The organism is Mesorhizobium sp. Mes31 (genome assembly GCF_024519675.1).
GTDB lineage: Bacteria > Pseudomonadota > Alphaproteobacteria > Rhizobiales > Rhizobiaceae > Mesorhizobium.
Genome location: NZ_JALJRL010000002.1, coordinates 455,044 through 477,583 on the forward strand (window position 1 = coordinate 455,044; position 22,540 = coordinate 477,583).

The following is a 22,540-nucleotide window of genomic DNA, read 5'->3' on the forward strand; positions in this document are numbered from 1 at the left end:
ACCGCAGACTCACGGTCGCGGTCAAGCCATTGACCTATCCCACGGTATGAACTTCGGCCCTTGCCACCTTCTGGTGTGTTGAATTGCCAGATGAAGCAGCTTGCATCTGGGGCGCGAACAGGATAGCCGCCTTGATCGAGGGGCCGCGCAAGTTTAAGTCAGGCAACGCGGGCTTCCGATCGAAATACTTTCTGCAAGAGCATTGTTGAAAATGGTACCTCTTGAGACGGGAACCCGGAAGCTTCCCTTGCCGGTCGATGTTGTCGAAGTTGAGAGGCGCCTGCTGCCCGGGCTTAATCGAGGCGAGATCTACTGCCGATTCGACAACGGAAAGCTCTCGGTGCGCTCTCGCGCCGCCTGGCTTGAAAGGCACAGGCAGGTATTGACCCTCATTGCCGAGGCCTTGGCGTCCCTTGGCGTCCGCAGCGTACCGCCGTTCCACATGCTCCTCGGCGATACGCCGTCCCGTAGAAGGCATCGCTATTTCCGCACTCGCTTCGCATTCTCACAGGCGGACGGCTATGGCGAAGTGGCCGCGCCGGATTTCATTTTCGATGGTTGGCCGGACGCAAAGTTCGACGACTACGATCAAAAGACGCGAGCGATGGCGGCTGCGTCGGACGGGCCGCCGCGCGATAACAGGCTGTTCTGGGCAGGGCGCTGCATGAACGGCGCCCGCAGAAGGATCGTCGAGATCGCATCGGCCCGACCCGATCTCTTGGAGGCGTACAACACCGAGCCAAACTACGACGTTGCCATCAATCGGTATTCGGCAACGTTCAGGACGATGGAAGACCAGGTTGCCGCCTACCGATACATGATCGATGTCGAGGGTGCCGGCTACAGCGGCCGCTTCAAGATGCTGCTGCACACGAAACGGGTCGTGCTGTTGCAGGACCGGCCCTGGCGGGAATGGTTCTTCGACAGTATCGAGCCGTTTCGTCACTATGTCCCCGTGGCGCGCGACATGTCCGATCTGGTCGAGCGCATCGAATGGTTGCGTGCCAACCCGAAGATGGAGGCCGAAATAGCGGGAGAAGCGCAGCGCTTCGCGCAAACCCACCTGACGCGCTCGGCGGCGGTGGCGGCATGGGCCCGTCTGCTCGAAAGCCATATGGCTGCCGGCGGCAATCTGAAGTCCGGTCTTCAGCGGCGCAAGCCTGCGACTGGTTGGCCGGCGTGATGGGGCGCCTGTTACACGGTATCAAATTCGGCCGGCCGGTCAGCCGAGGCTGATTACGCGCCGACGGTCACGGGCTCCCTCGTGGCCAGCCGCCCTGCGACATAGTTCTTGACCTGGAGGATCGCCTGTTCGCGCGAGACGCTGCCCGGCTGCAGGCCGAGCCGCAGCCAAAGCCCGTCGATCAGCGCGGTGACGCCAAGTGCGATGTCGTCGGCATCCCTCGGCGAGGCAAGGCCGTGCAGGCCGGACAACAGGTTCGAGCGCATGCGCGCGTGGATCACCTTCTGGATACGGGCCAGTTTCTCGTCGCGCGGCACCTCGGCGCACAGCGATAGCCAGGCATGGCAGAGAGGAGGCTGGAACAGATGCTCCTCGAAATTGCCCTCGATCACCGCATCCAGGCGCTCCATCGGCGTCCGCGCCTGACGAAGCCGAGCCACCACCGCGTTACACAGGACGGCATTGGCCTCCCGCATCGCGTGCTCGAACAATTCCTGCTTGTTGCGGAAATAGTGCAGCACGATGCCCTTGGAGGCGCCAGCCTGGGCGGCCACCTTTTCCAGAGTTGCGCCGGCAATGCCTTCGCGCTCCAGCACCGCGAAGGCCGCCTGGCGCAGCTCCTTGCGGCGTATGTCACCGAGACGCTTGAGTTTCACGGGATCGATCCATGCATGCGAATCCACGTTGACATTTCTGTCCGCCCAGATCAACAATTGACCAATGGGACAATAAAAAGACCAGACGGTCAATTTAACGATTATGAGGAGAACCGAAATGTTCCGCTTCCTTGCAAATGGCGTTTGTCTCGCTGCCCTGGCACTGGCCTCTCACGCGGCTCAAGCGGCCGAGGCCGAGCAATGCAAGACAGTCCGCATGGCCGAGCCTGGCTGGAACGACCTTGCCTTCACCACCGGGGTGGCCAATGTCGTGTTGCAAGCGCTCGGCTATCAGCCGCAAAGCGAGGTGCTTGGCATCAACGTCATCTACGAGGGCATGAAGAACCGGGATCTCGACCTGTTCCTGGGCTACTGGGACCCGGCAATGGTCACCTATTACGAGCCCTACAAGAAGGACGGCTCGGTCGAGAATGTGCGCCTCAATCTCGAAGGTGCCAAATACACCTTCGCCGTGCCGACCTATGTCTGGGAGGCGGGCGTCAAGGACGTCTCCGACCTGCACAAGTTCGCCGACAAATTCGGCAAGAAGATGTACGGCATCGAGCCCGGCTCCAACCAGCTGATGATGGACGCCATCGCCGATCCCGCCTTCGGCCTAGACGGCTGGCATGTGGTCGAGTCGAGCGAAGCCGGCATGCTGTCGGAGGTCGGCTATGAGATCAAGGAAAAGCAGTTCATCGTCTTCCAGGGCTGGGCGCCGCATCCGATGAACACCATGTACGACTTCAAGTACCTGACCGGCGGCGACAAGTTCTTCGGTCCGAACTTCGGTGCCGCGACGGTGACGACGCAAGTGCGCAAGGGTTATCTGCAGCAATGTCCGAACGTCGGGAAATTCTTGCAGAACCTCGCCTTCGACATCGATTTCGAGAATGTCGGCATGGGCTATCTGATCAATGACGGCATGAAGCCGGAGGACGGGGCGCTGAAAGCAATCACGCTGAACAAGAGCCGCCTCGATGCCTGGCTCGCCGGCGTCACCACATTCGACGGCAAGCCCGGCCTTGCCGCGGTCAAGGAAAAGCTCGGCCTGTGAGACCAGCCGTGCTGGATGCCTTGCCGAATGCCTGGGCGGAACAGGACGCCTGGGCCGGCCGCAAGCAATTCGTCAACATTGGCGATCTCGACATCGCCTATGTCGAGGTCGCAGGCGCCGAGCCGGCACTGCTGTTGGTGCATGGTTTCACCGACACCAGCCGCAGCTTTTCGCTCTTGGCGACGCATCTGGCGGGCCGCCGGCTGATCATGCCGGATCTGCGTGGCCACGGCGCCTCGCAAGCGGGCAGGGGCTGTGGCGTCGCCCACTTCGCCGGCGATCTTGCCGAGCTGATCCGGCATCTGCAGCTCGACCGGCCGGTCGTCGTCGGGCATTCGCTGGGCGCCATGGTGGCCATCGCGTTGGCCGCGCGGCACAAGGAGCTCATCGGTGGCCTGGTGGTGATGGCCGGCACGTTGAAGCCCGATTTCGCGCGGGATCATCCGCTGGTCGCGGGCGTTCAGGCCCTGCGCGATCCGATATCTCCGGCCGATCCGTTCTACGCCTGGTGGCATGCCTGCCTGCCTGTCGTGCCCCAGGCCTTTCTCGCTGGTCTGGCGAAAGACGCCTCGGCAATGCCCGCGGCGCGCTGGCGCGCGATCCTGGAGGAAATCCGTCAGGCCGACCTGACCGGTGCGGCACAAGCGGTGGAGGCCCGAACGCTGATCATCGCCGGCGCGCGCGATCCGCTGTTCGGCAATGCGCATCAGCAGGTATTACTGGGCGCTCTTCCCGAAGCCATCCTCGTCCAAGCCGAGAACTGTGGCCACAACCCGCATTGGGAAGATCCGGCCCTTGTCGCCAAGGCCGTCATCGAAGCCTTTGAAGGCTAAGAGTTCCACCCGACCAACGATTGCGAAGTGGGCGATAGCCGCAAGGTCTCCGTTGGTTTGGTCAGGTCAGGCCGCGCAGCCTGCCAAAAGGCCTGCCATTCCGGCGAGGCGGCGAGGGCGGCTTCATGGCTGGCATGCCCCTCGGCGCTGTCGAAGCCGGTGACGGAAATGAAGACGTTCTCGCCCGCCCGTATCGGCAGGCGCGGAAAGCTGTTATCGGCATGCTCCGTAATGAAAGTGGCGAGGTGGCGTATAGCGGGTGCCGTCATCAGCGGCGCCATCTCGACCTCGAAGCGACTGGCGAAACCGATTTCGGTGCCGCGCCGCAAGTGATGAATCTGGATCACAACGATGCCAGCCACAGCTTTGTTCGGGCTTGGTTTTTCGCGGGCAGAAAAGCCGGCCCGCGATGCACCAGAGAGGTCGAAGCCGCGGCCCAACCACGCGGGCTTCAGCAGCAGCACATCGTCGGAATCGATCATCGTTGCGTTGGCCGCATTGCTGTGTGCCGCCCAGACCGGCCCGCCATAAAAGGCGGCGAGCGCATCCCTGCGCGCATCCATGCCTTCGAAGCCTCGCAGCCAGACGAACATGTCCGGGCGATCGAGATCCCGGAACTGGCCGATGATGGTCATCCCGGCCTCTTCCTGGCCGTAGATCAGCTTGCCGTCGAAGATGTCGATGAGTGTCTCGCGCATGCCGGGCTTCAACGTGTACTGCCTCAGCTCGACCACGGGCGAGGCGAGCATTGCGAGTTCCAGCGTGGCTTTCCGAGGTAGGTCCATCGGCAGTCTCCAAAACAGGATGATCATCCTGTTTATAAACAGACCGGTTGTCCTGTTTTGTCAACATGCTATTGTTCGGCAATGTCAGCAGAGATTGCCGCTCAACCAAGACTTCGAGCACGCAAACGCGTCAACGACCCCGAAGGCATGCGCAAGAAAGTGCTCGATGTTGCCGAGGAGTCGTTTCAGGCACGCGGCTATCATGCCTCCAGCCTCGGCGATCTGATGGCGGCGGCAGGTGTCAGCGGGGGCGCGCTGCATCATCATTTCCCGGCCAAGAAGGCGCTGGCGCTGGCGGTGATCGACGAGCGCGTGGCGGCGGCGGTCGAGGAGACATGGATCGCGCCGGTGCTGGCGGCAGCTTCGGCGCGCGAGGGCGTGCGAGCGGTGTTCGAGGCCGTGGCGGCGCAACTGGAGCAGCAGGGCTTCGTGCACGGCTGCCCACTCAACAACCTGGCGCATGAACTGTCGCTGGCCGATCCGGATTTTCGTGCTGCCCTTGCCGGTATCTTTTCGGCGTGGCGCCAGGCCATCGCCGACAAGATCAGCGCCGACCAGCGGGCGGGCCGGGAGCAAGGCACCGACCCGCAGCGCTTCGCAGCGCTCGTTGTGGCCACTTATTCCGGCGCCATGTCGATGGCCAAGACGGCGCAGGACGCCACAGTCCTGCGCGACTGCCTGGCGGCGCTGGGTGAAACCTAGATCGCGGCCGCGCTGCTCGCGCTTGACGATGGCATCTACAACTCCCTGTTCGAGGGTGGGCCGACAGACCCGCGCTCGACGATCGATGTTGGCAGAATGAGCCTTTCTGCCGGGCGCGGATCTCCCTTCAACCGGCGGATGAGCAATTCCGCGACACTCTTGCCAAGCGCATAGACGGGCTGGTCGATGACGGTAATGGGCGGGGTTGTCACGCTCGTCCAGTCAGCATCATGGAAGGTGATCAGCGAAATGTCCTCGGGAATCCGCAGGCCGCGCTGGCGGATCACCCTGAAGATCTCCAGCGCGATGACGCTGTCGGAGGCGAGGATCGCCGTCGGCCGATCCGGCCCGGACAGCAATTTGTCGGCAACCCTGCGTGTTTCTGCGGGGCTTGTTGCACCAAGGCGAACATATTTTTCCGGCCTATCAATTCCGGCATCTCGGCACACGGTGAGGAAACCGTCGATACGCTCGCGAACCGACGAGGTGTAGATTTGCCCGAGATCGCGGTATTCATGCCCTTCGGCGTCGACCGCGGTCACATAGGCGATGTTGCGGTGGCCGGCATCCGCAAGAATGCGGGTCGCCCGCATGGCGATGCCGCGATCGTCGACCGTGACCGTATCGACGTCCAGATCGGGCAGCGCCCGGTCAAGCAGGGCAAGCGGCCGGCCCGAACGATGGATGTCGCGCAGGTGCGAGATGTCACGCGATTCCGATGGCGTGACGATCAGTCCGTCGACGCGCTTGCCGATCAACAGCCGCACGGCTGCCTTTTCAACCTCGATCCTCTCGCCGGAATTGGCCAGAATGACGTTGAAACCGGCTGCCCTTGCCGCATCGCTGATGCCGCGTACCGCGAGACTGAAGAACGGGTTCTCGATGTCGCCGACAACCACCCCGATGATGCCGGACCGGCCGGTCGTCATGCTGCGGGCCAACTCGTTCGGACGGTAGTCCAGTGCCTTGGCCGCGGCCATGACGTCCGCGCGGATCATATCGCTGACGACGCCGTATCCGCCGAGCACGCGCGCGGCCGTCGCTTTCGACACGTTCGCCGCGCGGGCGACGTCGCTGACCGTTATCGACCGGGTTTTGGGCGCGTTTTTTTTCATCGGACGAACGACTACAAGAGTTGTTGACGGAAGGTCAATCTGGCGATAACGATTATCAAAGAGACCGGTCTCACACAACAAGAGACCGGTCTCTTTCAAAAAAGTGCGTGAGCCAAGAGGCGTGATGGGAGCCTGCCGTGCGAGCCGCTGTCGCGGCGACCAACGATGTGAGGCGTGAAATTGCGGGCTCAACGCAAATGCCAAGAAGAACAACCTTCAGAGTGGAGAGAAGACATGAGCAGGATTGGAATTCTCAAGTCGTTGATGTCGCCGGTCCAGGCCGGCGCAATGGCTCTTATGGTTGTGTGCATAGGAGCAGGTTTGGTTTCACGGGCTGCCGCGGCGGATGACAATCCCTATGGCCTTATCGATGCGAAAATTATCAGCGTCGGGACCATGGGAGACGCGAAACCCTACGCTTTCACGCAGGCGGATGGCACCTTCACGGGGTTCGATATTGAACTCTTTCGGAACGTCGCCAGCCGCCTTGGATTCAAACCGGATCAGGTGATCTTCACCGGTCAGGAGTTCTCGGCCCTGATGCCTTCGGTTGCCAATGAGCGCTTCGACGTGGCGGTCGCGGCGATCGGCACGACAGATGCGCGCAAGAAGACGGTCGACTTTTCCGACGGCTATCTCGCAGGCTACCTGTCGGTGCTTACAGCCGACAAGGCGATAACTTCGGCGGACGGGCTCAAGGGCAAGCGCCTTGGCGTCGTGCAGGGTACGCTGCAGGAAATCTATGCAGCGAAGAATTTTGTCGGGACGGATCTCGTCAAATTTCCTGACAACAATTCGGCCGTCTCGGCGCTCAACAATGGCACGGTGGACGCACATTTCCTCGACTATGAGGCAGCCAAGGACTATGGGGTTCGTTATCCGGACCTGAAGATCGCAGTTAACATCCCTTCCTTCGACGCGCCAGCAGGCTTCGTCGTGCGCAAGGGCAACGACAAGCTTCGCGACGCGCTGAACACTGCCCTGCATGCGGCGATGCAGGACGGCACCTGGAAGACGCTCTACGAGAAGTGGTTCCCCGGCTCGCCGATGCCTGACCAATATCTCCCCAAGAAGTAACCGCGCCTGCCGCCGGCCTTGATGGCCGGCGGCAGGACGACACGCTGTTGCGCCTGATTTTCGGAGGGCACGAATAGCGCGATGGAAAAGGGGACCGAATGAACTGGCTTGAAAACCTGCGCCGCAGTTTCCTCGACTGGCAGGCCATGGCCGACGTGCTGCCGAGCATGATCACCGTCGGATTGAAGAACACCTTGATCCTCGCCGCCACGTCCACGGTGCTTGGCGTTGTTCTCGGCATGATCCTTGCGGTCATGGGCATCTCGCAATCGCGCTGGCTGCGCATTCCGGCTCGGGTCTACACCGATATTTTCCGTGGCCTTCCGGCGATTGTCACGATTCTGCTGATTGGCCAGGGCTTCGCCCGCATCGGCCGTGAAATCTTCGGGCCTTCGCCCTATCCGCTCGGCATTCTCGCCCTCAGCCTGATCGCCGGCGCCTACATCGGCGAAATCTTCCGTTCGGGAATTCAGAGCGTCGAGCGTGGGCAGATGGAGGCCTGCAGGGCGCTCAGCATGAGCTACGGGCAGGGCATGCGCCTGATCGTGATACCGCAAGGCATCCGCCGCGTCTTGCCGGCCCTGGTCAACCAGTTCATCGGCAACGTCAAGGATTCGAGCCTTGTCTATTTCCTTGGTCTGCTCGCGTCGGAGCGCGAGATTTTCCGCGTCGGTCAGGACCAGGCGGTGGTCACCGGAAACCTCTCGCCCTTGCTTCTGGCCGGCGTGTTCTATCTCATCATCACCGTGCCGTTGACCCATGTGGTCAATTACATCGATAACTCGCTGCGGGTCGGCAAGCAAAAGGCCGGCCTCGTCACCAGCGGCCTTGCCGAGGTAAGCGAACTGGAAAGCGCCACCGGCAGTCCACCTTCGGAGACCAGCCCTGAAGGCAGCTCGGCGCTTCAGCGGTTCAAGGGCGGCAGTCTTGCCGTCACCGATCTCGACATGGCCTACGGCGATCTCGATGTTCTCAAAGGCGTCAGCCTGGCGGTCAAGCCTGGCACGGTCACTTGCGTCATTGGTCCATCAGGTTCGGGCAAGTCGACCCTGTTGCGCTGCCTCAACCGCCTGGTCGAGCCCAAGGGCGGTGACGTGTTGCTCGATGGCGCGAGCATCCTGGCGATGAAGCCTGAAAAACTGCGCCGCCGTGTCGGCATGGTTTTCCAGCAATTCAACCTGTTTCCCGATCACACGGCTCTGGAAAACGTCATGCTGTCGCTGACCAAGGTCAAGGGCATGCCGATGCAGGAGGCCGAGCGCATCGCCGAGGCGCGCCTTGCCGATGTCGGCTTGGCTGCCCGCAAGAACCATCGTCCAGGAAGCCTATCCGGTGGCCAGCAGCAGCGTGTGGCGATCGCTCGTGCACTGGCAATGGACCCGGAGGTCATCCTTTTCGACGAGGTGACGAGCGCTCTCGATCCAGAATTGGTGAAGGGCGTTCTCAACCTGATGGCGGATCTCGGCCGGCGCGGCATGACAATGGTCGTCGTGACCCATGAAATGGGCTTTGCCCGCAAGGTCGCCGATCAGGTCGTCTTCATGGACGAAGGCCGCGTCATCGAGGCCGGCACGCCTGCAGCGATCTTCGACACTCCGAAAAGCCCGCGTCTGAAGCACTTCCTTGCCGAAGTGCTCTGATCGCAGCATCGCATGGCCCCCCGAGACGCATGGAAACCAAGACGCCCGGCCGCCCAATCAACCTCCACACAGTGAAAGAATATCCCATGGCTACATTACCTTCGGTCTCAAAGGTCGTTGTTGTCGGAGGCGGCATTTTCGGTGTCTCCTCGGCCGTTCATCTTGCAAGGCTCGGTATCGAAACCGTGCTGGTCAATGATGGACCGCTCGCCAAGGGAGCTTCAGGGCGCTCGCTCGCCTGGCTCAATTCCGCGCGCAGGCGGTCGGCTGAGTATCATCGCCTGCGCATGATCGGCATCGACCGCTACCGGACGCTGTCGGCGAGATATCCGGATGCCGACTGGTTGCGTTTCGACGGCGGCCTGACATGGGATGCGGACGACGCCTCGAACGAGATCGCGGACGTCTTCGCCCATGAAAAAGCCCTCGGCTATGATGCGCGCTATCTGCCCGCAGGCGCGATAGCTTCAGCCACGCCGGGTATCGCTGCAAGCGCCGTCACGCATCAGGGCGCGATCTTCAATCCGGGCGAAGGCTGGGTCGACCTGCCGCGGCTGATCGAGATATTGATTGCGGAATTCGCGGAGCGTGGCGGACAACTGGTCACCGATGCCGGAAGCGCCGCGGTCACGGTCGTCGACGGTCGTGCCACCGGCGTCACCACGACAAGCGGCATCAGCTTTGCTGCCGACGCGGTACTCGTGGCGACCGGCGGTGATGTGCCGCGAATGGTTGCGGACTCCGGCCAGCATATCGCTGATGGGACGCCGATCGCGCTGCTGGTCAGGACCAAGCCGGTGAGCTTGCCTCTTCGGGCCGTGCTCAACACGCCGCGCGTTGCCATCCGCCCGACGCCGGACGGCGCCCTCGCGCTCGATTCCGCCTGGTCGGAAGAAGAGGTGGTCGTCAATCCGGACGGTACCTATGGCGTGAAGGATTCGACCGTTCAGGGGCTTCTCGACGAAGCCTCGAAGGTTCTCGAGGGCCATCCGAAGCTGGAATTGGAAAGTTACGGTGTAGGCCCCAAGCCGATTCCCGGAGACGGCGAGCCGGTATTCGGCCAGTTGAAGGACATCAAGGGATACTACGTCGCCTTCAGCCACAGCGGCGCAACGCTTGGCCTGATCGCGGGTGAACTGCTTGCCGGCGAGATCGCCAGCGGTAGTGAACATCCGCTGCTTGCGAACTTCCGTCCAAGCCGCTTTGGCTAGACATAGCCAAACCCGAGGCACTATGTCGATGGACGGCGGCGATGAGACGCGCTGGACGGCCGGCCGCTCTCCATGCTGAAATTCACCGATGATGAATCGCCGTCCTACCGGATTGATTTCCCGACGCAGCTTTCTGGCGCAGGCTGCGGGTTTGGCCGTCACTGGTGCGCTTTCGCGCCCGGCGCTCGGCCAGACCGGGCAGCGCGTTCAGCCCATCGACGCCACCTTCCTGTTCATCGCCGATGTCCATGCCTGCCGCATGGCAAGCGGCCTGAGCCCCAATTGCCAGCAGGAAGGCAAGACCGACGCCGCATTGCTGCGCAATGTTGCGGCGCTCAACGGCCTCGGCGACAAGGATTGGCCGGTCGAGATTGGCGGCGTCGCCACCGGCCTGCGTTCGGCTGGCAGCCGGATCGGCGCGCCGCTCGGCCTTGTCGTCGGCGGCGACATGACCGACGACGGTGGCGGCCAGATCACCCTGCCGAGTGAGGGCACGCAGCTTCTCCAGTTCAGCCAGCGCTATCAGCAAGGCGTCGGCCCCGATCGCGTGCACATGCCGGTCTATATCGGGCTTGGCAATCATGATCTCGACCAGAACGGACCGCCCCATCATGTCGACTGGTACCGGCGTGAACTGCGCGACTATGTCGAGGTCAATCATCGCGCCGGTGTGTTCTTCAAGCCGCCGGTGCCTGCCACAGACTACGACGTCGACACCGATTGCTATTCATGGGACTGGGGCGGCCTGCATCTCGTCCAGATGCATCGTTTCGCCGGGGATACCGGCCATGGCGCCGACTCGAGCCTGCCGTGGCTGAAGCAGGATCTGGCGACCTATGCGGCGGATGGGCGCCCGGTGATCCTGTTCCAGCACTATGGCTGGGACAAGTTCTCGATAGAACGGTGGGATGCCGCCAAAAGGGTCTACGACGATGACGGCGCCGGTGTGCCGCACTGGTGGAGCGAGGCCGACCGGCAGGCGCTGCTGGCGGTTCTGAAGGGTTACAACATCGCCGGCATCTTCCACGGCCACCAGCACGACACGCCGCTGATCTACCGCAGTGACGGGCTCGACCTGTTCAAGCCGAAGGCTGCCTATATGGGTGGGTTCGCGGTGGCCAGGGTGACCAGCGACGGCATGGACGTGGCGCTGGGCGAGGCGACTGGTGACCACGGCGAGATCGTCTTCACCAATGCTTTCAGCAAGGGCTGGAGCACGTGAAAAAGGCGACCTTGGCGGCCGCCTTTCCCTTTGGAAGAAAGCAGTCCTCGCTGGGGCTCAGAGCGCCTTCTTGCCCTTTTCCTTCACGTCGCCATAGGCCTTCTGCACCTTGCCGGCGATCTTGTCGGCCGCACCTTCGGCCTGGGTCTGCCTGTTGCCGGTCGCCTTGCCCGCGGCCTGCTTGACCGAGCCCTTGACCTGCTTGGCCACGCCCGCGACCTGATCCTTATTCACCATTTTGCGCATCTCCCGGGATTTTCATTCGCCGACAAGAACGGGCCTGACCCTGTTAGGTTCCGAACACTTGTAATTTGCCGCCGCGCGACTGGTTGCCTAAGGCAGAGCGATCCGGCTAGGTTCCGCGCGGGCCGGATGTGCGGGCTGCCCGGGGTATTCGATGCGTTTTCATCTTGCCTTTGCGATCGCGGTCTCTCTGCTGGCGGCCGGTTGTGTCGCCGACGATGTCGGGCCGATCAATGTTTTGACATCAGAGGCAGGGCACCCTTCGCCGACCTTCATTCCCGATCCAGGCGACGATGGCTCGACCGTCGTCGGCCTCGCCTTCTCCGGCGGCGGCACAAGGGCCGCTGCCTTTTCCTATGGCGTGCTGCGAGCGCTGGACGACATCGTCATCGACGAGCAGCCACGTCGGCGCACGCTGGTTGACGACGTGAGGATGATTTCCGGCGCCTCCGGCGGCGCCGTCACCGCCGCCTATTTCGGCTACAGGGGCAAGGATGACTACCGGGATTTTCGCGAGCGCTTCCTGATCCAGGATGCGGAAGCCGATCTCAGGACATCGCTGTCGCCGCTCAATCTCGTGCGCGCTTATAATGGCGGCGTCAATGACCGCAGCGGCTTTGCCAAATGGCTGAACGACCATCTCTTCGATGGCGCGACATTCCAGGCTTTCCGCAAGCCGGACCGGCCCATCGTCTGGATCAATGCGTCCGACATCTACAACCGCACGCCGTTCCTGTTCAGCTACGACACCTTCGCGGCGCTGTGCAGCGACCTCGACAAGGTACGGCTCGCCGATGCCGTCGCGGCCTCCGCAGCGGTTCCCGTCGTCTTTGCGCCGATCGTCGTCTCCGCCACCAGCCCGCATTGCGGCTACCGGAGACCGCAATGGCTGGGACGCGCATTGGCCGATCGGAACGCCTCGATCAGGCTCCGAGCCTACGCCAGCGCGCTCGATTCCTATCAGAACGCCGATCCGCTCGACTATGTGAAACTGCTCGACGGTGGCCTGACCGACAATATTGGCGTCACCGGCTTCACGCTCGAACGTTCCGCTGCTGGCACGCCCTATGGCCCCCTGTCACCGGCCGCCGCCGTTCGCTTGAAAACATTGCTCTTCATTGTCGCCGACGCCGGCAGCGACAATGACGTGGACTGGGCCAAGTCCATCCACGGGCCGAAGCTTACCGAGCTGTTAGACGCGGTGACGGGCACGACGCTGTCGGCCTCGGTGCGCGATGAATTCGATGCGCTGACGCTCGCCGTCTCGCAATGGCAAGGCGAACTGGTGCGCTATCGCTGCAGTCTCCCGGCCTCGACCGTGGCTGCCTATCGCGGCTCGGCTGGCGGCTGGAACTGCCGCGACGTCCAGATCGTGGTTCAACACCTGTCATTCGCCGACCTCGATCAGCCGGCACAGGTCGAACTGAACCGGATCCCGACCCGTCTGAAGCTGCCGGTCGAACAGGTCGACCTCACAATCGCCGCCGGCCGCGAGGCGTTCCTGGTCAATGCGGAACTCACCAGGGCGATCGCCGCCATCCGCGCCCGTGCGGGTGTTTCGCCGGGGGCACAAATGACGACAGCACAGGCAAACTGAGCGATCACGAAGGAATGCCTGGACACAGGCCGCAAATGATTGATGTAACGAAATTTGGGGGAGACCATCTTGGCAGAATTCAAGCTCTACATCGGCAACAAATGCTTTTCGTCATGGTCGCTCCGGCCATGGGTGGCGATGAGACATCTGGAAATCCCGTTCGAGGAAAGTCTTGTACGGCTGCGTACGCCTGAGACGGCCGCCAACCTGGCAAAGGTGTCGCCGACCGGCCAGGTGCCTGTGTTGAATCACAATGGAAGGATCGTCTGGGAAACCCTTGCCATCCTTGAATATCTAGCCGATCTGTTTCCCGAAAAAAATCTCTGGCCGGCCGATATCGGCGCCCGCGCGCTGGCGCGCTCGGCGGCGACCGAGATGCATTCCGGTTTCCGCGAGGTGCGTTATGGCTGGCCGATGAATTTGCGGCGACCGAAGGGCCACAAGCTGCTCGACGCCGAAGGCGAGGCGCAGCGGGCGCGCATCGAGGCGCTGTGGCGCGAATGTCGCGAAAAATACGGCAAGGGCGGCCCGTTCCTGTTCGGTCATTTCACCGCGGCCGACGCCATGTATGCGCCGGTCGTCACTCGCTTCGACACCTATGGCGGCGCGCTGGCGCCCGATACCCGTGCCTATGTCGATGCCGTGCTTTCAACACCCGCGATGCGCCTTTGGTACGCCGAGGCTGCCAGGGAAACCTGGCCCGAGCCTGGCCCCGACGAATAGGGTCTGACTGCGGAGCGGGCTTCCAGGAGGCCTCGGGCGGCCTATCTGAGGGCATAGGGGCAGCGTCTTTGGAGATGTCGCAATGACGGTTTCTTCTGCACTCGCCGGCAAGGTCGCCCTCGTCACGGGCGCTTCGTCTGGTATCGGCGAGGCCACGGCTGCGGCACTGGCCGCTGCCGGGGCAAAGGTGGCGATCGCCGCTCGCCGTGCCGATCGGCTCGAGGCGCTGGCGGCGCGCATTGAAACGGCCGGCGGCATGGCGCTGCGCATCGAGGCCGACGTCACCAGCAATGACGATGTCACCGCCATGATCGGCAAGGTGGTGGCCGAATGGGAGCGGCTCGACATTCTCGTCAACAATGCCGGGGTGATGCTTCTGTCGCCGGCCGCCGAGGCGACGCTCGACGACTGGCGCCAGATGGTGGAACTCAACCTGCTGGCGCTGATGAGCGTCACCAAGACGGCGCTGCCGCATCTCAGGGCCGCGAAGGGTCATATCGTCAACGTCTCGTCGGTTGCCGGCCGCGTCGCCAATCCCGGCGCCAGTGGTTATGCGGCGACCAAGTTCGGCGTCGTCGGCTTTTCCGAGTCGCTTCGCCGGGAAGTCTATGCCGACAAGGTCCGCGTCACCGTCATCGAACCCGGACTGGTGCGCACCGAGCTTGGCGATCACATCACCAACGCCAACTCGAAAGCGGGGCTCGATCAGCGCCTCGCCACCATGGAAGCGCTGACCGCCGAGGATATTGCCGCCTCCATCCTGTACGCGGTCAGTCAGCCGGCTCGCGTCAACGTCAACGAGATCGTCATCAGGCCGACCGACCAGGAGCGCTAGCTCCGGCTTGTCTCGGAGTTGACGAAAGCCAGGGACAGGCATAATACGTAACCAAATGGATACGTATTATGCCGCAAGCTGAATCCGACCATTCCGTCTTCCGCGCCATTGCCGATCCGACGCGCCGCGCCATTCTCGACCGCTTGCGGCAGGGACCGGCGCCGGTCAACGAACTGGCCTCGGCCTTTTCGCAGAGCCGGCCCGCTATCTCCAAGCATCTCAGGATTCTGCGTGAGTTGCGGGTCGTGTCCGAGCAGAGGCATGGCCGCGAGCGGCTCTATCGGCTGGAGCCGGCGGAATTGAAGGACGTGGCCGACTGGATCTTGCCCTATCGCGATTTCTGGCAAGCGAGCCTCGGCAATCTGAAATCCTACCTGGAGAACGAATGATGGCGATCAATGATGGACCTCGCGCTATCGCCGACGTGTCGGCGGGTACGATTCTCGCCACGGTGACGATCGCGGTGCCGCCCGAGCGGGTGTTTCGCGCGTTGACGGCGGATGACCAGATACCGCTCTGGTGGGGCTCGGACGAACTTTACCGGACGACGAAACACACTGCCGACGTGCGGCCGGGCGGGGCGTGGCGATCGGAAGGCAAGGGCGTCGACGGCCGAGAGTTTCATGTCCAGGGGGAGTACCTCAAGGTCGAGCCGCCGCACCTTCTGGTGCTGACATGGAAAGCGCTATGGGACGGCGACAACGTCACCACCGTCACCTATACGCTCGAAGCGGTCGATGCCGGAACGCGGCTGACACTACGCCACGAGGGCTTCGGCGCTCGCGAAGGCGCCTGCCGCGATCACGGCTTCGGCTGGGAACGTGTGCTCGGTTGGCTGGCCACCTTCCTGTCCGATGGGGTAGGCGGCAAGCCGCAAAGCGTGTTCCACTGCCGGCTGATCCCGCCGCGGCCAGACTTTGCTTTCACCTTGACCGATGCGGAAAAGGCGCTGATGAAACAGCATTCGGACTATTTGCGCGGCAAGTTGGGCGAGGGAGGCGTCATCCTGTTCGGGCCGGTCGCCGATCCTGCCGGCCCCTGGGGGCTCGGCATCGTGCGCGCCAACGATGAAGCCGCCGTCCGGGCGCTCACCGACGCCGACCCGACGGTTCGTTCAGGGTTGGGCTTTCGCTACGAAATCCTGCCGATGATGACGGCTGTGATGTGAGGTTCGGAGCGCCAAAAGAAAACGCCCTCGCACCTATTGTAGTGCGGGGGCGTCTTTGCCGTTAGCCTTTCCTTCGATTGCTCGCATGAACTGCCGACGACAATCATAAAATGTGCGTGGTTCGAAATGGTTCCACGGCATGTCGAATTTTTTTGAAGCCTGCGCTTCATGCGGCGCCTTCGATGATGCGAGTGCAAAGGGCGGATCAAACTAAGAATTGACAAGGCGGCATTAGGAGCATAAAAGACCTCTGTCGATATTTGTTTGACTGACTTTTGTTATCCGCGCTTTGCAGCGCGCCTTTGACGAACTTCCCACATCAAAAATCGAGACAAACGACGTTGTGCATCCGCATGACGGCGAACGAATATTTGCCATGGAAAGGGTTCGTCATGAGCACCGGCACAGTTAAATGGTTCAACGCCACCAAAGGTTTTGGTTTTATTCAGCCTGACGACGGCTCCGCCGACGTTTTCGTCCACATCTCGGCCGTAGAGCGCGCCGGCATGCGCGACATCGTCGAGGGCCAGAAGCTCGGCTACGAGATGGTCCGCGACAACAAGTCGGGCAAGATGTCCGCCGACCAGTTGAAGGCGGCCTGAAAAAAGAATTCAGCCTTCCCGGTGACCACGGATGTACTGGCACTGGTGAATGGCGAATTCGGGCGCATGGCCGCGGAGACCTGAGTTTCCACGGCATGTCATGCGCATGAGAGGAGCGTGCCTTCTGCATCCATCTGGGTGCGAGCGCTCCCACGGAAGGTCAGGCGGTGCCTGGCCTTTTTCATTTTGTGTTTCTTGTCGCCGAAAGTGCGCCGCACTCGGCCGGAACGTGCTAAGGGACGCTCCAGCAATCTGAATCCGGTGCCGTATTTCTTTGTGCGTGGTCCTCACCGACAACCCGGTCTCGTCCCATCGGCACCAGACTCCTGACAGGAGAAAGAATTTGACCACCAGTTCAAAGACAGCCGTCGATCAGCCCGTGTCCCTGTTCAGCAAGACGCGAACCCAGTCGATGTCGCTCAACCGCATCATTTCCGAACGCGATGCCGTCAGCGAGGCACGGGAAGCCAAGACCGCGCGCCTGCGCGAACAGCGCCTGGAGAAGGAGGCTGACGAGATGGCAGCGGCCGCGGCGCTTGCGGCCTTGCCAAAGCGAGCCGGAAGACGCTGATGGCCACCAAGCGCGTGCCTCCAAAGATGATCGCCGCCGACTCGACGATCGCCGACGTGGTCGAAGGCCTCAACAAGCCGGTCGAATATGTACGCCGGGTGCTGGAAAAGCTGGAGCGCTGCAAACGCGCCCATGGCGATGCACAGGTACGGCTCGGTGTACGCGGTCGCGCCGAATGCCCGAACTATCTGATCGAATATGTCCGCGAAGACGCCAAGACCCATGAGCGGGTGACCCACCAGGACGCCGCCTACAGCGGCAGCACGCATCGCGAACTGGCGCCTCACCACATCGAGGCGGTAAAGAACTGGTCGCCCGAGGAAATGAACATCACCGCGGTTTCGGCGCTGATCGGCCGCTTGCGCAATCCGCGCGCGCCATCATCGCGTTTCGTCGACGAGGACTGACATGGCCATAAAATTCTCCGCCAAGCACCAGCCGGCAGCTCCCGCTGTCGCCGCAAAGCCGGCCAAGCCGGTTGCCGCACCGAAAACCGCTGATGCCGCCGAGGCCGCGACCGATCTGTTCAAGTCGCCAGTGGATTCGCCCAAGGGCAAGACGGGCAAGAAGAAATAGCACCTTGCCGCAAGACGCTGATCCCGCCGTGCCGGCGTTGCCCGCCCTGGTGGCCGCCGCAGGCTTTTCGTCGTCGCAACTGAGTACCGCTCCTCTCTTCGACTGCCAGAGCTGCGGTGCCTGCTGTTCCTATTCGGCGGAGTGGCCGCGTTTTTCCACCGAGGATGACGCGCAGCTCGACCGCATCCCGGCGAAATACGTAGCAGCCAACGAATCCGGCATGCGTTGCGAGGGCGTGCGCTGCTCGGCGTTGTCCGGCGAAGTCGGCAAGTCGACCGCTTGCGGCATTTACGAGGTCCGCCCGGATGTCTGCCGCGCCTGCATGCCCGGCGACGATGATTGCCTGATGGCGCGCCGCGCGCATGGATTGCCGACGGCTTAAGGCGCATCGCGTTTATCAGTCGACGCGGTTCGACCCCTTGTTTTGTGCATGTCGCTGTCCCCAAGAACGCTGCGCACTTTTGGGTGACATGCATCAGTAACGACTGCCGGTGGTTGTGTCCGCAGCCCTTGCTGGCTACGCTGCAAGAGGGCAGGGCTGTGGAGGATCATCCCTTGAGCATCGAATTCCTGTTGACGTCGCTGATCGTCGTGGCCTCGCCCGGCACCGGCGTTCTCTATACGCTGAGCGCCGGCCTGTCGCGCGGCGCCCGCGCCAGCATCATTGCCGCCTTCGGCTGCACGCTCGGCATCATCCCCCATATGGCGGCCGCCATCACCGGCCTGGCGGCGCTGCTGCACACCAGCGCGGTCGCCTTCGAAACGTTGAAGTACATCGGCGTCGCCTATCTGCTCTACATGGCCTGGAACACGCTGAAGGAGAAGGGCGGCCTGAGCGTCGAGGACAATGTCGCGCCGCGTTCGGCTGGCAAGGTGATTGCCACCGGCATCCTCGTCAACGTGCTCAATCCGAAACTGTCGATCTTCTTCTTTGCCTTCCTGCCGCAGTTCGTCAGCACCACCGAGCCGCATGCACTGTCAAAGATGCTGGAGCTGAGCGGCGTCTTCATGCTTTTGACCTTCGTCGTTTTTGTCGGCTATGGCATCTTCGCTGCCTCGATCCGCACCCATGTCGTGTCGCGGCCAATGGTGCTGACCTGGATGCGCCGTACCTTCGCCGGCGCCTTTGTCATGCTTGGCGCCAAGCTGGCGCTGGCGGACCGGTAGCTTGATCTGCCGGACGGGATCGAGTCTGCCGCCAATGAAGGCATCGATACGAGACCCGGTAACAATACTAAGCTTCGGCTGGCGGCATATCCGTGAACAAAGTGCGGACATCCCTGTCAAGCCAAGCCGCCAAGAGCTTCTGCATGTCGGCGGGAACAGGTTCTTCCTCGTCGACCCAACTGGTCAACTGGTCCAACGCAAGCCCGGTTTTCGCCGCCAGATCGGTCAATGTTTTTTGTTTGGTGAGAAGCGCCTTTACTCCGCTAGCCCATCGCGATGTGGGATCGGCATTTGACCCGCGAAGCCATGAGGTGCCGACGCTGCGTACCGTTTCAAGGGCATTATCTGACAACAGCCCGGACACGATACCCACAAAGGCGATGAAAAATGGACTAAGCGGAGCTGGCTCTCCAAGTTTTGCTGAATCTGTCACGACCAGCACGCCAGCCTTTAGAAGGATGAAGACGACCAGCGCGGTGATCGCACCTAACATTGGTCGCAAGAAGAACAAGCTCGGCTGCTGGATCCCACCAGAACGATAATAATCATAGGTGAGCTGCAGGGTACTGCCGAGAACGCCCATCGCCACGACAAGAACGATTATTAGGAAGTCATTTGGTAGGATCGCAAATTTATACAAAGCGCCAAGCGCGAATTGCTCGATAAAGGCGAATTCCGACATCATATCGTATAGGCGTGACAAATCAGCAGGTTTCATACTCCCATCAGGATCCAAGATGCGATTTAGCTGGGCTTCGTCAGCGCTGAGAGTGGACTGCTCCTGTTGAAGCGAGGCCTTTGCATTCTCGGCGGCGTGGCTGGCGATAATACCGGCCTGCTCTCCATCCTCTTCGTTGCGCATCGCGTCGATATATCGCTTGTACAGATCATCGACTGTCGCCTTGGTTGGCGGAAGAAGATTTCCGAGATCGTTTATTGTCTTTTCAATTAGGGATCTGATGTCATCCTTTCTCATTGCGTCTATGTTTGCGGACTCAAATGAAAGTGGCATATAAAGCGTGAGTTTGTGTATAATGTCGTCCCTATATTTATAGTATATGTTATACAATATTAGGTATTTGTCTTTCGCGTTCTGTGTTTCTATCTCTTTCGCGCTCAATAAATCGCCAAGTTTTGCGACTTTGTCAGCTTGTTGGCTGATTATAGCCTGCTGCGCATTCATCTGTTTACGAATGCGCTCGATCTGCCACACTGAATAGGGAATGTCGGCGCGCGACAACGAAAGCAGCCTGCTTTGTAGCTGGCTCGCTGAAAGAGTCACTGAGGCAATAAAGATCGTGGCGAGGAAGAGCAGAACAAACCAACTAACCGCAAGTGCCGAGCTACCAAATTTTTGGGCAGCTGCAATGATTTTTCGACCTGACATTTCGATCCCCCACAGGAGCGAATGATTCAAAATCTCGTTTGGAATATAAAACCTATCAGAAGTGTAGCATAAATATTCTTTTTGTAGTATAAGAATCTTTTGGTTTTCCTTCAATTTTCATGGCGTTCTGTTTAAATGCCTTCCGGCCATCCTTCCCACCGCCCTCATCAAGCTCGGTGCCAAGCTGGCGCTGGCGGATCGCTAGTGCCTTTGGTGCTATCCCTTCACATAACCCATCGCTTCAACAATGTGTCCGTCCTCGACGCGCATTAGGTTGACGCCGCGCAGCGAACTGCCATCGGCCATCCAGAAGCGCCAGCGGATCGTCGCCCGGTCGTCGGCCACATATGTTTCTTCGAGGTCGAAACGCGTGCCCGGCTGGGTGGCGATCGCCGACCACAGCTGGACGCAGGCCTCCCGGCCGGCATGACGGGCGCCATCCGGTGCCGGCGTGGTGTTCTCGATCACGCAGTCCTCCGCCACCAGGCCGTTCAGAGCGGAGGGATCGTGGCGCTGGAACACGTCATTGTAGCGCCGCATGATTTCAGCTGTTTCACGGGAGCGATTTGTTGCGGCGATGTCGATGATGAGTTCTCGGGTCATTGGATGGGCTCCTTCATTCAGCGATCGATGGCGGCGCCGACGAGGCTCGCCTTCAGCGTGATGGTGGCGACACCCGATAGCGCCCGTGAGACAAGGCAGCCTGCCTTGGCCGTCTGCGCCAGTCGCTCGAAATCGTCGACGGCGAGCCCGGCGACGCTTGCTTCCGTCTCCAGTTCGATGCGGGTTATGGTCGGTCCGGCCGCAGTGGCGCCGAGATGGACCTTGGCGATCGTATGGATGCTGCCGGGTGTGTGGCCTTCGCCGCCGAGGATCGCGCTCAGAGCCATCGAGAAGCAGCCGGCATGCGCTGCCGCGATCAGTTCCTCCGGATTGGTGCTGGGGCCATTCTCGAAACGCGACGGGAAGGAATAGGCGCCTTCGAAAACGCCGCTGCCGAGCCGTAGTCGACCTGAACCTTCCCGCAGCGTGCCTTGCCACTCAGCCGAGGCTTCACGAATTGTCATTGTCCGTTCTCCTTTGATCTTGGGGAAATCGATGGGTCAGGCGCCGTCGACGACCACTTTCCCGAAGACATCGCCCTGCTGGAAATAGCGGTAGGCATCGCCCGCCTCGGTGAAGGCAAAGACCTTGTCGATGACGGGCCGCAGGCGGTGCTGCGAGACAGCGCGCAGCATGGCTTCGAGATTGGTCCGGTTGCCGACGAAGAGGCGGCTGATGGTGGCGAGGCTGCGCTGGTAGAGCGCTGCCGGCATCTGGATCGATCCGCCTTTCGCATCCTGCAGCGTGAGCAGCACGATGTGCCCGTAAAGCGTGCTGGCGATCAGCGACTGCGCGAAGGTCGCCGGGCCACCGGTCTCGACGACGAGATCGACACCGCCGGTCTGGTCGCGGACGGTCGCACCCCATTCGGGCATGTCCGATGTCGAGATCACGAGGTCGGCGCCAATCATTCGCAGCCTGTCGGCCTTCCCGCCACGTGAGGTGACGGCGACGACGCGGCAGCCGAGCAGCTTTGCGAACTGCAGTGCAAAGAGCGCGACGCCGCCCGAGCCGATGACCAGAACCCATTGGCCGGGCTTGGGAATTCCGGCCCCCGTCACCGCATTCCAGGCGGTCAGGCCGGCGCAGGTCAGCGTTGCCGCTTCATGCCAGTCGAGATGATCGGGCAAGCGTACCGCCCATTGCTCATCGAGAACGGCGTATTCGGCCAGCATGCCGTCCAGCGTGCAGCCGAGCTGATCGATGAGCCCGGCATTGATGCGCCCGTCGATCCAGCGCGCGAAATAGCTGCCGGTCACGCGATCGCCGACCGCGAAGCGCGTGACGGCATTGCCGATGGCGACAATTTCGCCCGCCCCATCGCTCAGTGGAACGACGCCGAGGCGCGGCGTTAGTGGATAGGTGCCGTTGAGGATCATCGTGTCGCGCCGGTTGAGCGAGGTGGCGCGAATGCGGACCACGATCTCGTGCGGTTTCGGCTGCGGCCGCGCCTCCTCGCGCATCACCAGGCATTCGGTCCTACCGGACCCTTCAAGACGATAGGCGTACATGTCAGCTTCCTCGAATATGTAGACTGATCTACATATTATGTAGACCGATTGTCATATTCAGCACAAGGCCTATAGT

General features: G+C 61.6%; 27 protein-coding genes. 19 read left to right on the top strand and 8 right to left on the bottom strand.

Annotated features, from left to right (window positions below):
* The first annotated feature begins 382 nt into the window (after nucleotides 1–382).
* Nucleotides 383–1,183 (top strand): glycosyl transferase family 90, encoded by an 801-nt coding sequence (locus tag NR193_RS04885; RefSeq protein WP_256749731.1) that lies wholly within the window; start codon nucleotides 383–385, stop codon nucleotides 1,181–1,183.
* A 53-nt stretch (nucleotides 1,184–1,236) separates the two neighbouring features.
* On the opposite strand, the gene betI is transcribed toward NR193_RS04885, so the two are convergent.
* The gene (betI, locus tag NR193_RS04890; protein WP_256749732.1) at nucleotides 1,237–1,839 is read right to left on the bottom strand and encodes a choline-responsive transcriptional repressor BetI; all 603 of its coding nucleotides are present in this window, start codon (nucleotides 1,837–1,839) and stop codon (nucleotides 1,237–1,239) included.
* A gap of 118 nt (nucleotides 1,840–1,957) precedes the next feature.
* On the opposite strand from betI, the gene choX reads away from it, so the two are divergent.
* A complete protein-coding gene (choX, locus tag NR193_RS04895; protein WP_256749733.1) occupies nucleotides 1,958–2,896 on the top strand; it encodes a choline ABC transporter substrate-binding protein in 939 nt (312 codons plus the stop codon).
* Nucleotides 2,893–3,729, top strand: a complete 837-nt coding sequence (locus NR193_RS04900; protein ID WP_256749734.1) for an alpha/beta fold hydrolase — start codon at nucleotides 2,893–2,895, stop codon at nucleotides 3,727–3,729. Before choX ends, NR193_RS04900 begins: the two co-directional genes overlap by 4 nt.
* Here NR193_RS04900 and NR193_RS04905 read toward each other — a convergent pair.
* Nucleotides 3,726–4,514 carry an NIPSNAP family protein gene (locus tag NR193_RS04905; RefSeq protein ID WP_256749735.1) on the bottom strand — a complete coding sequence of 263 codons (789 nt, stop codon included), beginning with the start codon at nucleotides 4,512–4,514 and terminating at the stop codon, nucleotides 3,726–3,728. The two genes, NR193_RS04900 and NR193_RS04905, sit on opposite strands and share 4 nt — an antisense overlap.
* 147 nt (nucleotides 4,515–4,661) lie before the next feature.
* Here NR193_RS04905 and NR193_RS04910 point away from each other — a divergent pair, with 147 nt between their 5' ends.
* Complete coding sequence (locus NR193_RS04910; protein ID WP_256749736.1) at nucleotides 4,662–5,216, top strand: TetR/AcrR family transcriptional regulator; 555 nt, start codon at nucleotides 4,662–4,664, stop codon at nucleotides 5,214–5,216.
* Between the two features lie 35 nt (nucleotides 5,217–5,251).
* On the opposite strand, the gene NR193_RS04915 is transcribed toward NR193_RS04910, so the two are convergent.
* Nucleotides 5,252–6,331: a LacI family DNA-binding transcriptional regulator gene (locus NR193_RS04915; RefSeq protein WP_256749834.1), complete on the bottom strand. Its 1,080-nt coding sequence runs from the start codon at nucleotides 6,329–6,331 to the stop codon at nucleotides 5,252–5,254.
* A 234-nt stretch (nucleotides 6,332–6,565) separates the two neighbouring features.
* On the opposite strand from NR193_RS04915, the gene NR193_RS04920 reads away from it, so the two are divergent.
* From NR193_RS04920 to NR193_RS04940, 4 genes are all read left to right on the top strand, one after another.
* On the top strand, nucleotides 6,566–7,408 hold the full coding sequence (locus NR193_RS04920; RefSeq protein WP_256749835.1) for an ABC transporter substrate-binding protein: 843 nt from the start codon (nucleotides 6,566–6,568) through the stop codon (nucleotides 7,406–7,408).
* A gap of 98 nt (nucleotides 7,409–7,506) precedes the next feature.
* A complete protein-coding gene (locus NR193_RS33445) occupies nucleotides 7,507–9,048 on the top strand; it encodes an amino acid ABC transporter permease/ATP-binding protein (RefSeq protein ID WP_306279935.1) in 1,542 nt (513 codons plus the stop codon).
* Between the two features lie 86 nt (nucleotides 9,049–9,134).
* The gene (locus tag NR193_RS04935) at nucleotides 9,135–10,259 is read left to right on the top strand and encodes an FAD-binding oxidoreductase (RefSeq protein WP_256749737.1); all 1,125 of its coding nucleotides are present in this window, start codon (nucleotides 9,135–9,137) and stop codon (nucleotides 10,257–10,259) included.
* Nucleotides 10,260–10,347: 88 nt separating this feature from the next.
* Nucleotides 10,348–11,481 carry a metallophosphoesterase gene (locus NR193_RS04940; RefSeq protein ID WP_256749738.1) on the top strand — a complete coding sequence of 378 codons (1,134 nt, stop codon included), beginning with the start codon at nucleotides 10,348–10,350 and terminating at the stop codon, nucleotides 11,479–11,481.
* Nucleotides 11,482–11,538: 57 nt separating this feature from the next.
* On the opposite strand, the gene NR193_RS04945 is transcribed toward NR193_RS04940, so the two are convergent.
* Nucleotides 11,539–11,727, bottom strand: coding sequence for a CsbD family protein (locus NR193_RS04945; protein ID WP_256749739.1), 189 nt, complete (start codon nucleotides 11,725–11,727; stop codon nucleotides 11,539–11,541).
* Nucleotides 11,728–11,878: 151 nt separating this feature from the next.
* On the opposite strand from NR193_RS04945, the gene NR193_RS04950 reads away from it, so the two are divergent.
* From NR193_RS04950 to NR193_RS05000, 11 genes are all read left to right on the top strand, one after another.
* A complete protein-coding gene (locus tag NR193_RS04950) occupies nucleotides 11,879–13,321 on the top strand; it encodes a patatin-like phospholipase family protein (RefSeq protein WP_256749740.1) in 1,443 nt (480 codons plus the stop codon).
* Nucleotides 13,322–13,390: 69 nt separating this feature from the next.
* Nucleotides 13,391–14,044: a glutathione S-transferase family protein gene (locus NR193_RS04955; protein WP_256749741.1), complete on the top strand. Its 654-nt coding sequence runs from the start codon at nucleotides 13,391–13,393 to the stop codon at nucleotides 14,042–14,044.
* 82 nt (nucleotides 14,045–14,126) lie between these two features.
* A complete protein-coding gene (locus NR193_RS04960; protein ID WP_256749742.1) occupies nucleotides 14,127–14,879 on the top strand; it encodes an SDR family NAD(P)-dependent oxidoreductase in 753 nt (250 codons plus the stop codon).
* A gap of 68 nt (nucleotides 14,880–14,947) precedes the next feature.
* Nucleotides 14,948–15,268, top strand: coding sequence for a helix-turn-helix transcriptional regulator (locus NR193_RS04965; protein WP_256749743.1), 321 nt, complete (start codon nucleotides 14,948–14,950; stop codon nucleotides 15,266–15,268).
* Nucleotides 15,268–16,047, top strand: coding sequence for an SRPBCC domain-containing protein (locus tag NR193_RS04970; protein ID WP_256749744.1), 780 nt, complete (start codon nucleotides 15,268–15,270; stop codon nucleotides 16,045–16,047). The genes NR193_RS04965 and NR193_RS04970 overlap by 1 nt, the downstream gene beginning before the upstream one ends.
* Nucleotides 16,048–16,439: 392 nt before the next feature.
* Entirely contained in the window at nucleotides 16,440–16,649 is a 210-nt protein-coding gene (locus NR193_RS04975) for a cold-shock protein (protein ID WP_010915421.1), read from the top strand.
* Between the two features lie 343 nt (nucleotides 16,650–16,992).
* Nucleotides 16,993–17,220 carry a hypothetical protein gene (locus NR193_RS04980; protein WP_256749745.1) on the top strand — a complete coding sequence of 76 codons (228 nt, stop codon included), beginning with the start codon at nucleotides 16,993–16,995 and terminating at the stop codon, nucleotides 17,218–17,220.
* Entirely contained in the window at nucleotides 17,220–17,627 is a 408-nt protein-coding gene (locus NR193_RS04985) for a hypothetical protein (protein WP_091577347.1), read from the top strand. Before NR193_RS04980 ends, NR193_RS04985 begins: the two co-directional genes overlap by 1 nt.
* Before the next feature lies 1 nt (nucleotide 17,628).
* The gene (locus NR193_RS04990; RefSeq protein WP_256749746.1) at nucleotides 17,629–17,796 is read left to right on the top strand and encodes a hypothetical protein; all 168 of its coding nucleotides are present in this window, start codon (nucleotides 17,629–17,631) and stop codon (nucleotides 17,794–17,796) included.
* A 49-nt stretch (nucleotides 17,797–17,845) separates the two neighbouring features.
* Nucleotides 17,846–18,178 carry a YkgJ family cysteine cluster protein gene (locus NR193_RS04995; protein ID WP_375162685.1) on the top strand — a complete coding sequence of 111 codons (333 nt, stop codon included), beginning with the start codon at nucleotides 17,846–17,848 and terminating at the stop codon, nucleotides 18,176–18,178.
* Between the two features lie 173 nt (nucleotides 18,179–18,351).
* Nucleotides 18,352–18,963, top strand: a complete 612-nt coding sequence (locus NR193_RS05000; protein WP_256749747.1) for a LysE family translocator — start codon at nucleotides 18,352–18,354, stop codon at nucleotides 18,961–18,963.
* 67 nt (nucleotides 18,964–19,030) lie between these two features.
* Here the strand turns inward: NR193_RS05000 and NR193_RS05005 are convergent, their stop codons facing one another.
* The 4 genes from NR193_RS05005 to NR193_RS05020 form a co-directional block, all read right to left on the bottom strand.
* Nucleotides 19,031–20,464, bottom strand: coding sequence for a hypothetical protein (locus tag NR193_RS05005; protein WP_256749748.1), 1,434 nt, complete (start codon nucleotides 20,462–20,464; stop codon nucleotides 19,031–19,033).
* A gap of 102 nt (nucleotides 20,465–20,566) precedes the next feature.
* Nucleotides 20,567–20,953, bottom strand: a complete 387-nt coding sequence (locus NR193_RS05010) for a nuclear transport factor 2 family protein (protein WP_256749749.1) — start codon at nucleotides 20,951–20,953, stop codon at nucleotides 20,567–20,569.
* A gap of 17 nt (nucleotides 20,954–20,970) precedes the next feature.
* Nucleotides 20,971–21,417 (bottom strand): OsmC family protein, encoded by a 447-nt coding sequence (locus NR193_RS05015; RefSeq protein WP_256749750.1) that lies wholly within the window; start codon nucleotides 21,415–21,417, stop codon nucleotides 20,971–20,973.
* Between the two features lie 36 nt (nucleotides 21,418–21,453).
* A complete protein-coding gene (locus tag NR193_RS05020; RefSeq protein WP_256749751.1) occupies nucleotides 21,454–22,464 on the bottom strand; it encodes an NAD(P)-dependent alcohol dehydrogenase in 1,011 nt (336 codons plus the stop codon).
* Between the last annotated feature and the right edge of the window lie 76 nt (nucleotides 22,465–22,540).

What these genes read in the sequence shown, in the direction of transcription:
- choX (WP_256749733.1), top strand. Translation starts at nt 1,958, where the DNA reads ATGTTCCGCTTCCTTGCAAATGGCGTTTGTCTCGCTGCCCTGGCACTG.
- NR193_RS04905 (WP_256749735.1), bottom strand. Translation starts at nt 4,514, where the DNA reads ATGGACCTACCTCGGAAAGCCACGCTGGAACTCGCAATGCTCGCCTCG.
- NR193_RS04910 (WP_256749736.1), top strand. Translation starts at nt 4,662, where the DNA reads ATGCGCAAGAAAGTGCTCGATGTTGCCGAGGAGTCGTTTCAGGCACGC.
- NR193_RS04915 (WP_256749834.1), bottom strand. Translation starts at nt 6,331, where the DNA reads ATGAAAAAAAACGCGCCCAAAACCCGGTCGATAACGGTCAGCGACGTC.
- NR193_RS04920 (WP_256749835.1), top strand. Translation starts at nt 6,566, where the DNA reads ATGAGCAGGATTGGAATTCTCAAGTCGTTGATGTCGCCGGTCCAGGCC.
- NR193_RS33445 (WP_306279935.1), top strand. Translation starts at nt 7,507, where the DNA reads ATGAACTGGCTTGAAAACCTGCGCCGCAGTTTCCTCGACTGGCAGGCC.
- NR193_RS04935 (WP_256749737.1), top strand. Translation starts at nt 9,135, where the DNA reads ATGGCTACATTACCTTCGGTCTCAAAGGTCGTTGTTGTCGGAGGCGGC.
- NR193_RS04940 (WP_256749738.1), top strand. Translation starts at nt 10,348, where the DNA reads ATGATGAATCGCCGTCCTACCGGATTGATTTCCCGACGCAGCTTTCTG.
- NR193_RS04945 (WP_256749739.1), bottom strand. Translation starts at nt 11,727, where the DNA reads ATGCGCAAAATGGTGAATAAGGATCAGGTCGCGGGCGTGGCCAAGCAG.
- NR193_RS04950 (WP_256749740.1), top strand. Translation starts at nt 11,879, where the DNA reads ATGCGTTTTCATCTTGCCTTTGCGATCGCGGTCTCTCTGCTGGCGGCC.
- NR193_RS04960 (WP_256749742.1), top strand. Translation starts at nt 14,127, where the DNA reads ATGACGGTTTCTTCTGCACTCGCCGGCAAGGTCGCCCTCGTCACGGGC.
- NR193_RS04965 (WP_256749743.1), top strand. Translation starts at nt 14,948, where the DNA reads ATGCCGCAAGCTGAATCCGACCATTCCGTCTTCCGCGCCATTGCCGAT.
- NR193_RS04970 (WP_256749744.1), top strand. Translation starts at nt 15,268, where the DNA reads ATGGCGATCAATGATGGACCTCGCGCTATCGCCGACGTGTCGGCGGGT.
- NR193_RS04975 (WP_010915421.1), top strand. Translation starts at nt 16,440, where the DNA reads ATGAGCACCGGCACAGTTAAATGGTTCAACGCCACCAAAGGTTTTGGT.
- NR193_RS04985 (WP_091577347.1), top strand. Translation starts at nt 17,220, where the DNA reads ATGGCCACCAAGCGCGTGCCTCCAAAGATGATCGCCGCCGACTCGACG.
- NR193_RS04990 (WP_256749746.1), top strand. Translation starts at nt 17,629, where the DNA reads ATGGCCATAAAATTCTCCGCCAAGCACCAGCCGGCAGCTCCCGCTGTC.
- NR193_RS05010 (WP_256749749.1), bottom strand. Translation starts at nt 20,953, where the DNA reads ATGACCCGAGAACTCATCATCGACATCGCCGCAACAAATCGCTCCCGT.
- NR193_RS05015 (WP_256749750.1), bottom strand. Translation starts at nt 21,417, where the DNA reads ATGACAATTCGTGAAGCCTCGGCTGAGTGGCAAGGCACGCTGCGGGAA.
- NR193_RS05020 (WP_256749751.1), bottom strand. Translation starts at nt 22,464, where the DNA reads ATGTACGCCTATCGTCTTGAAGGGTCCGGTAGGACCGAATGCCTGGTG.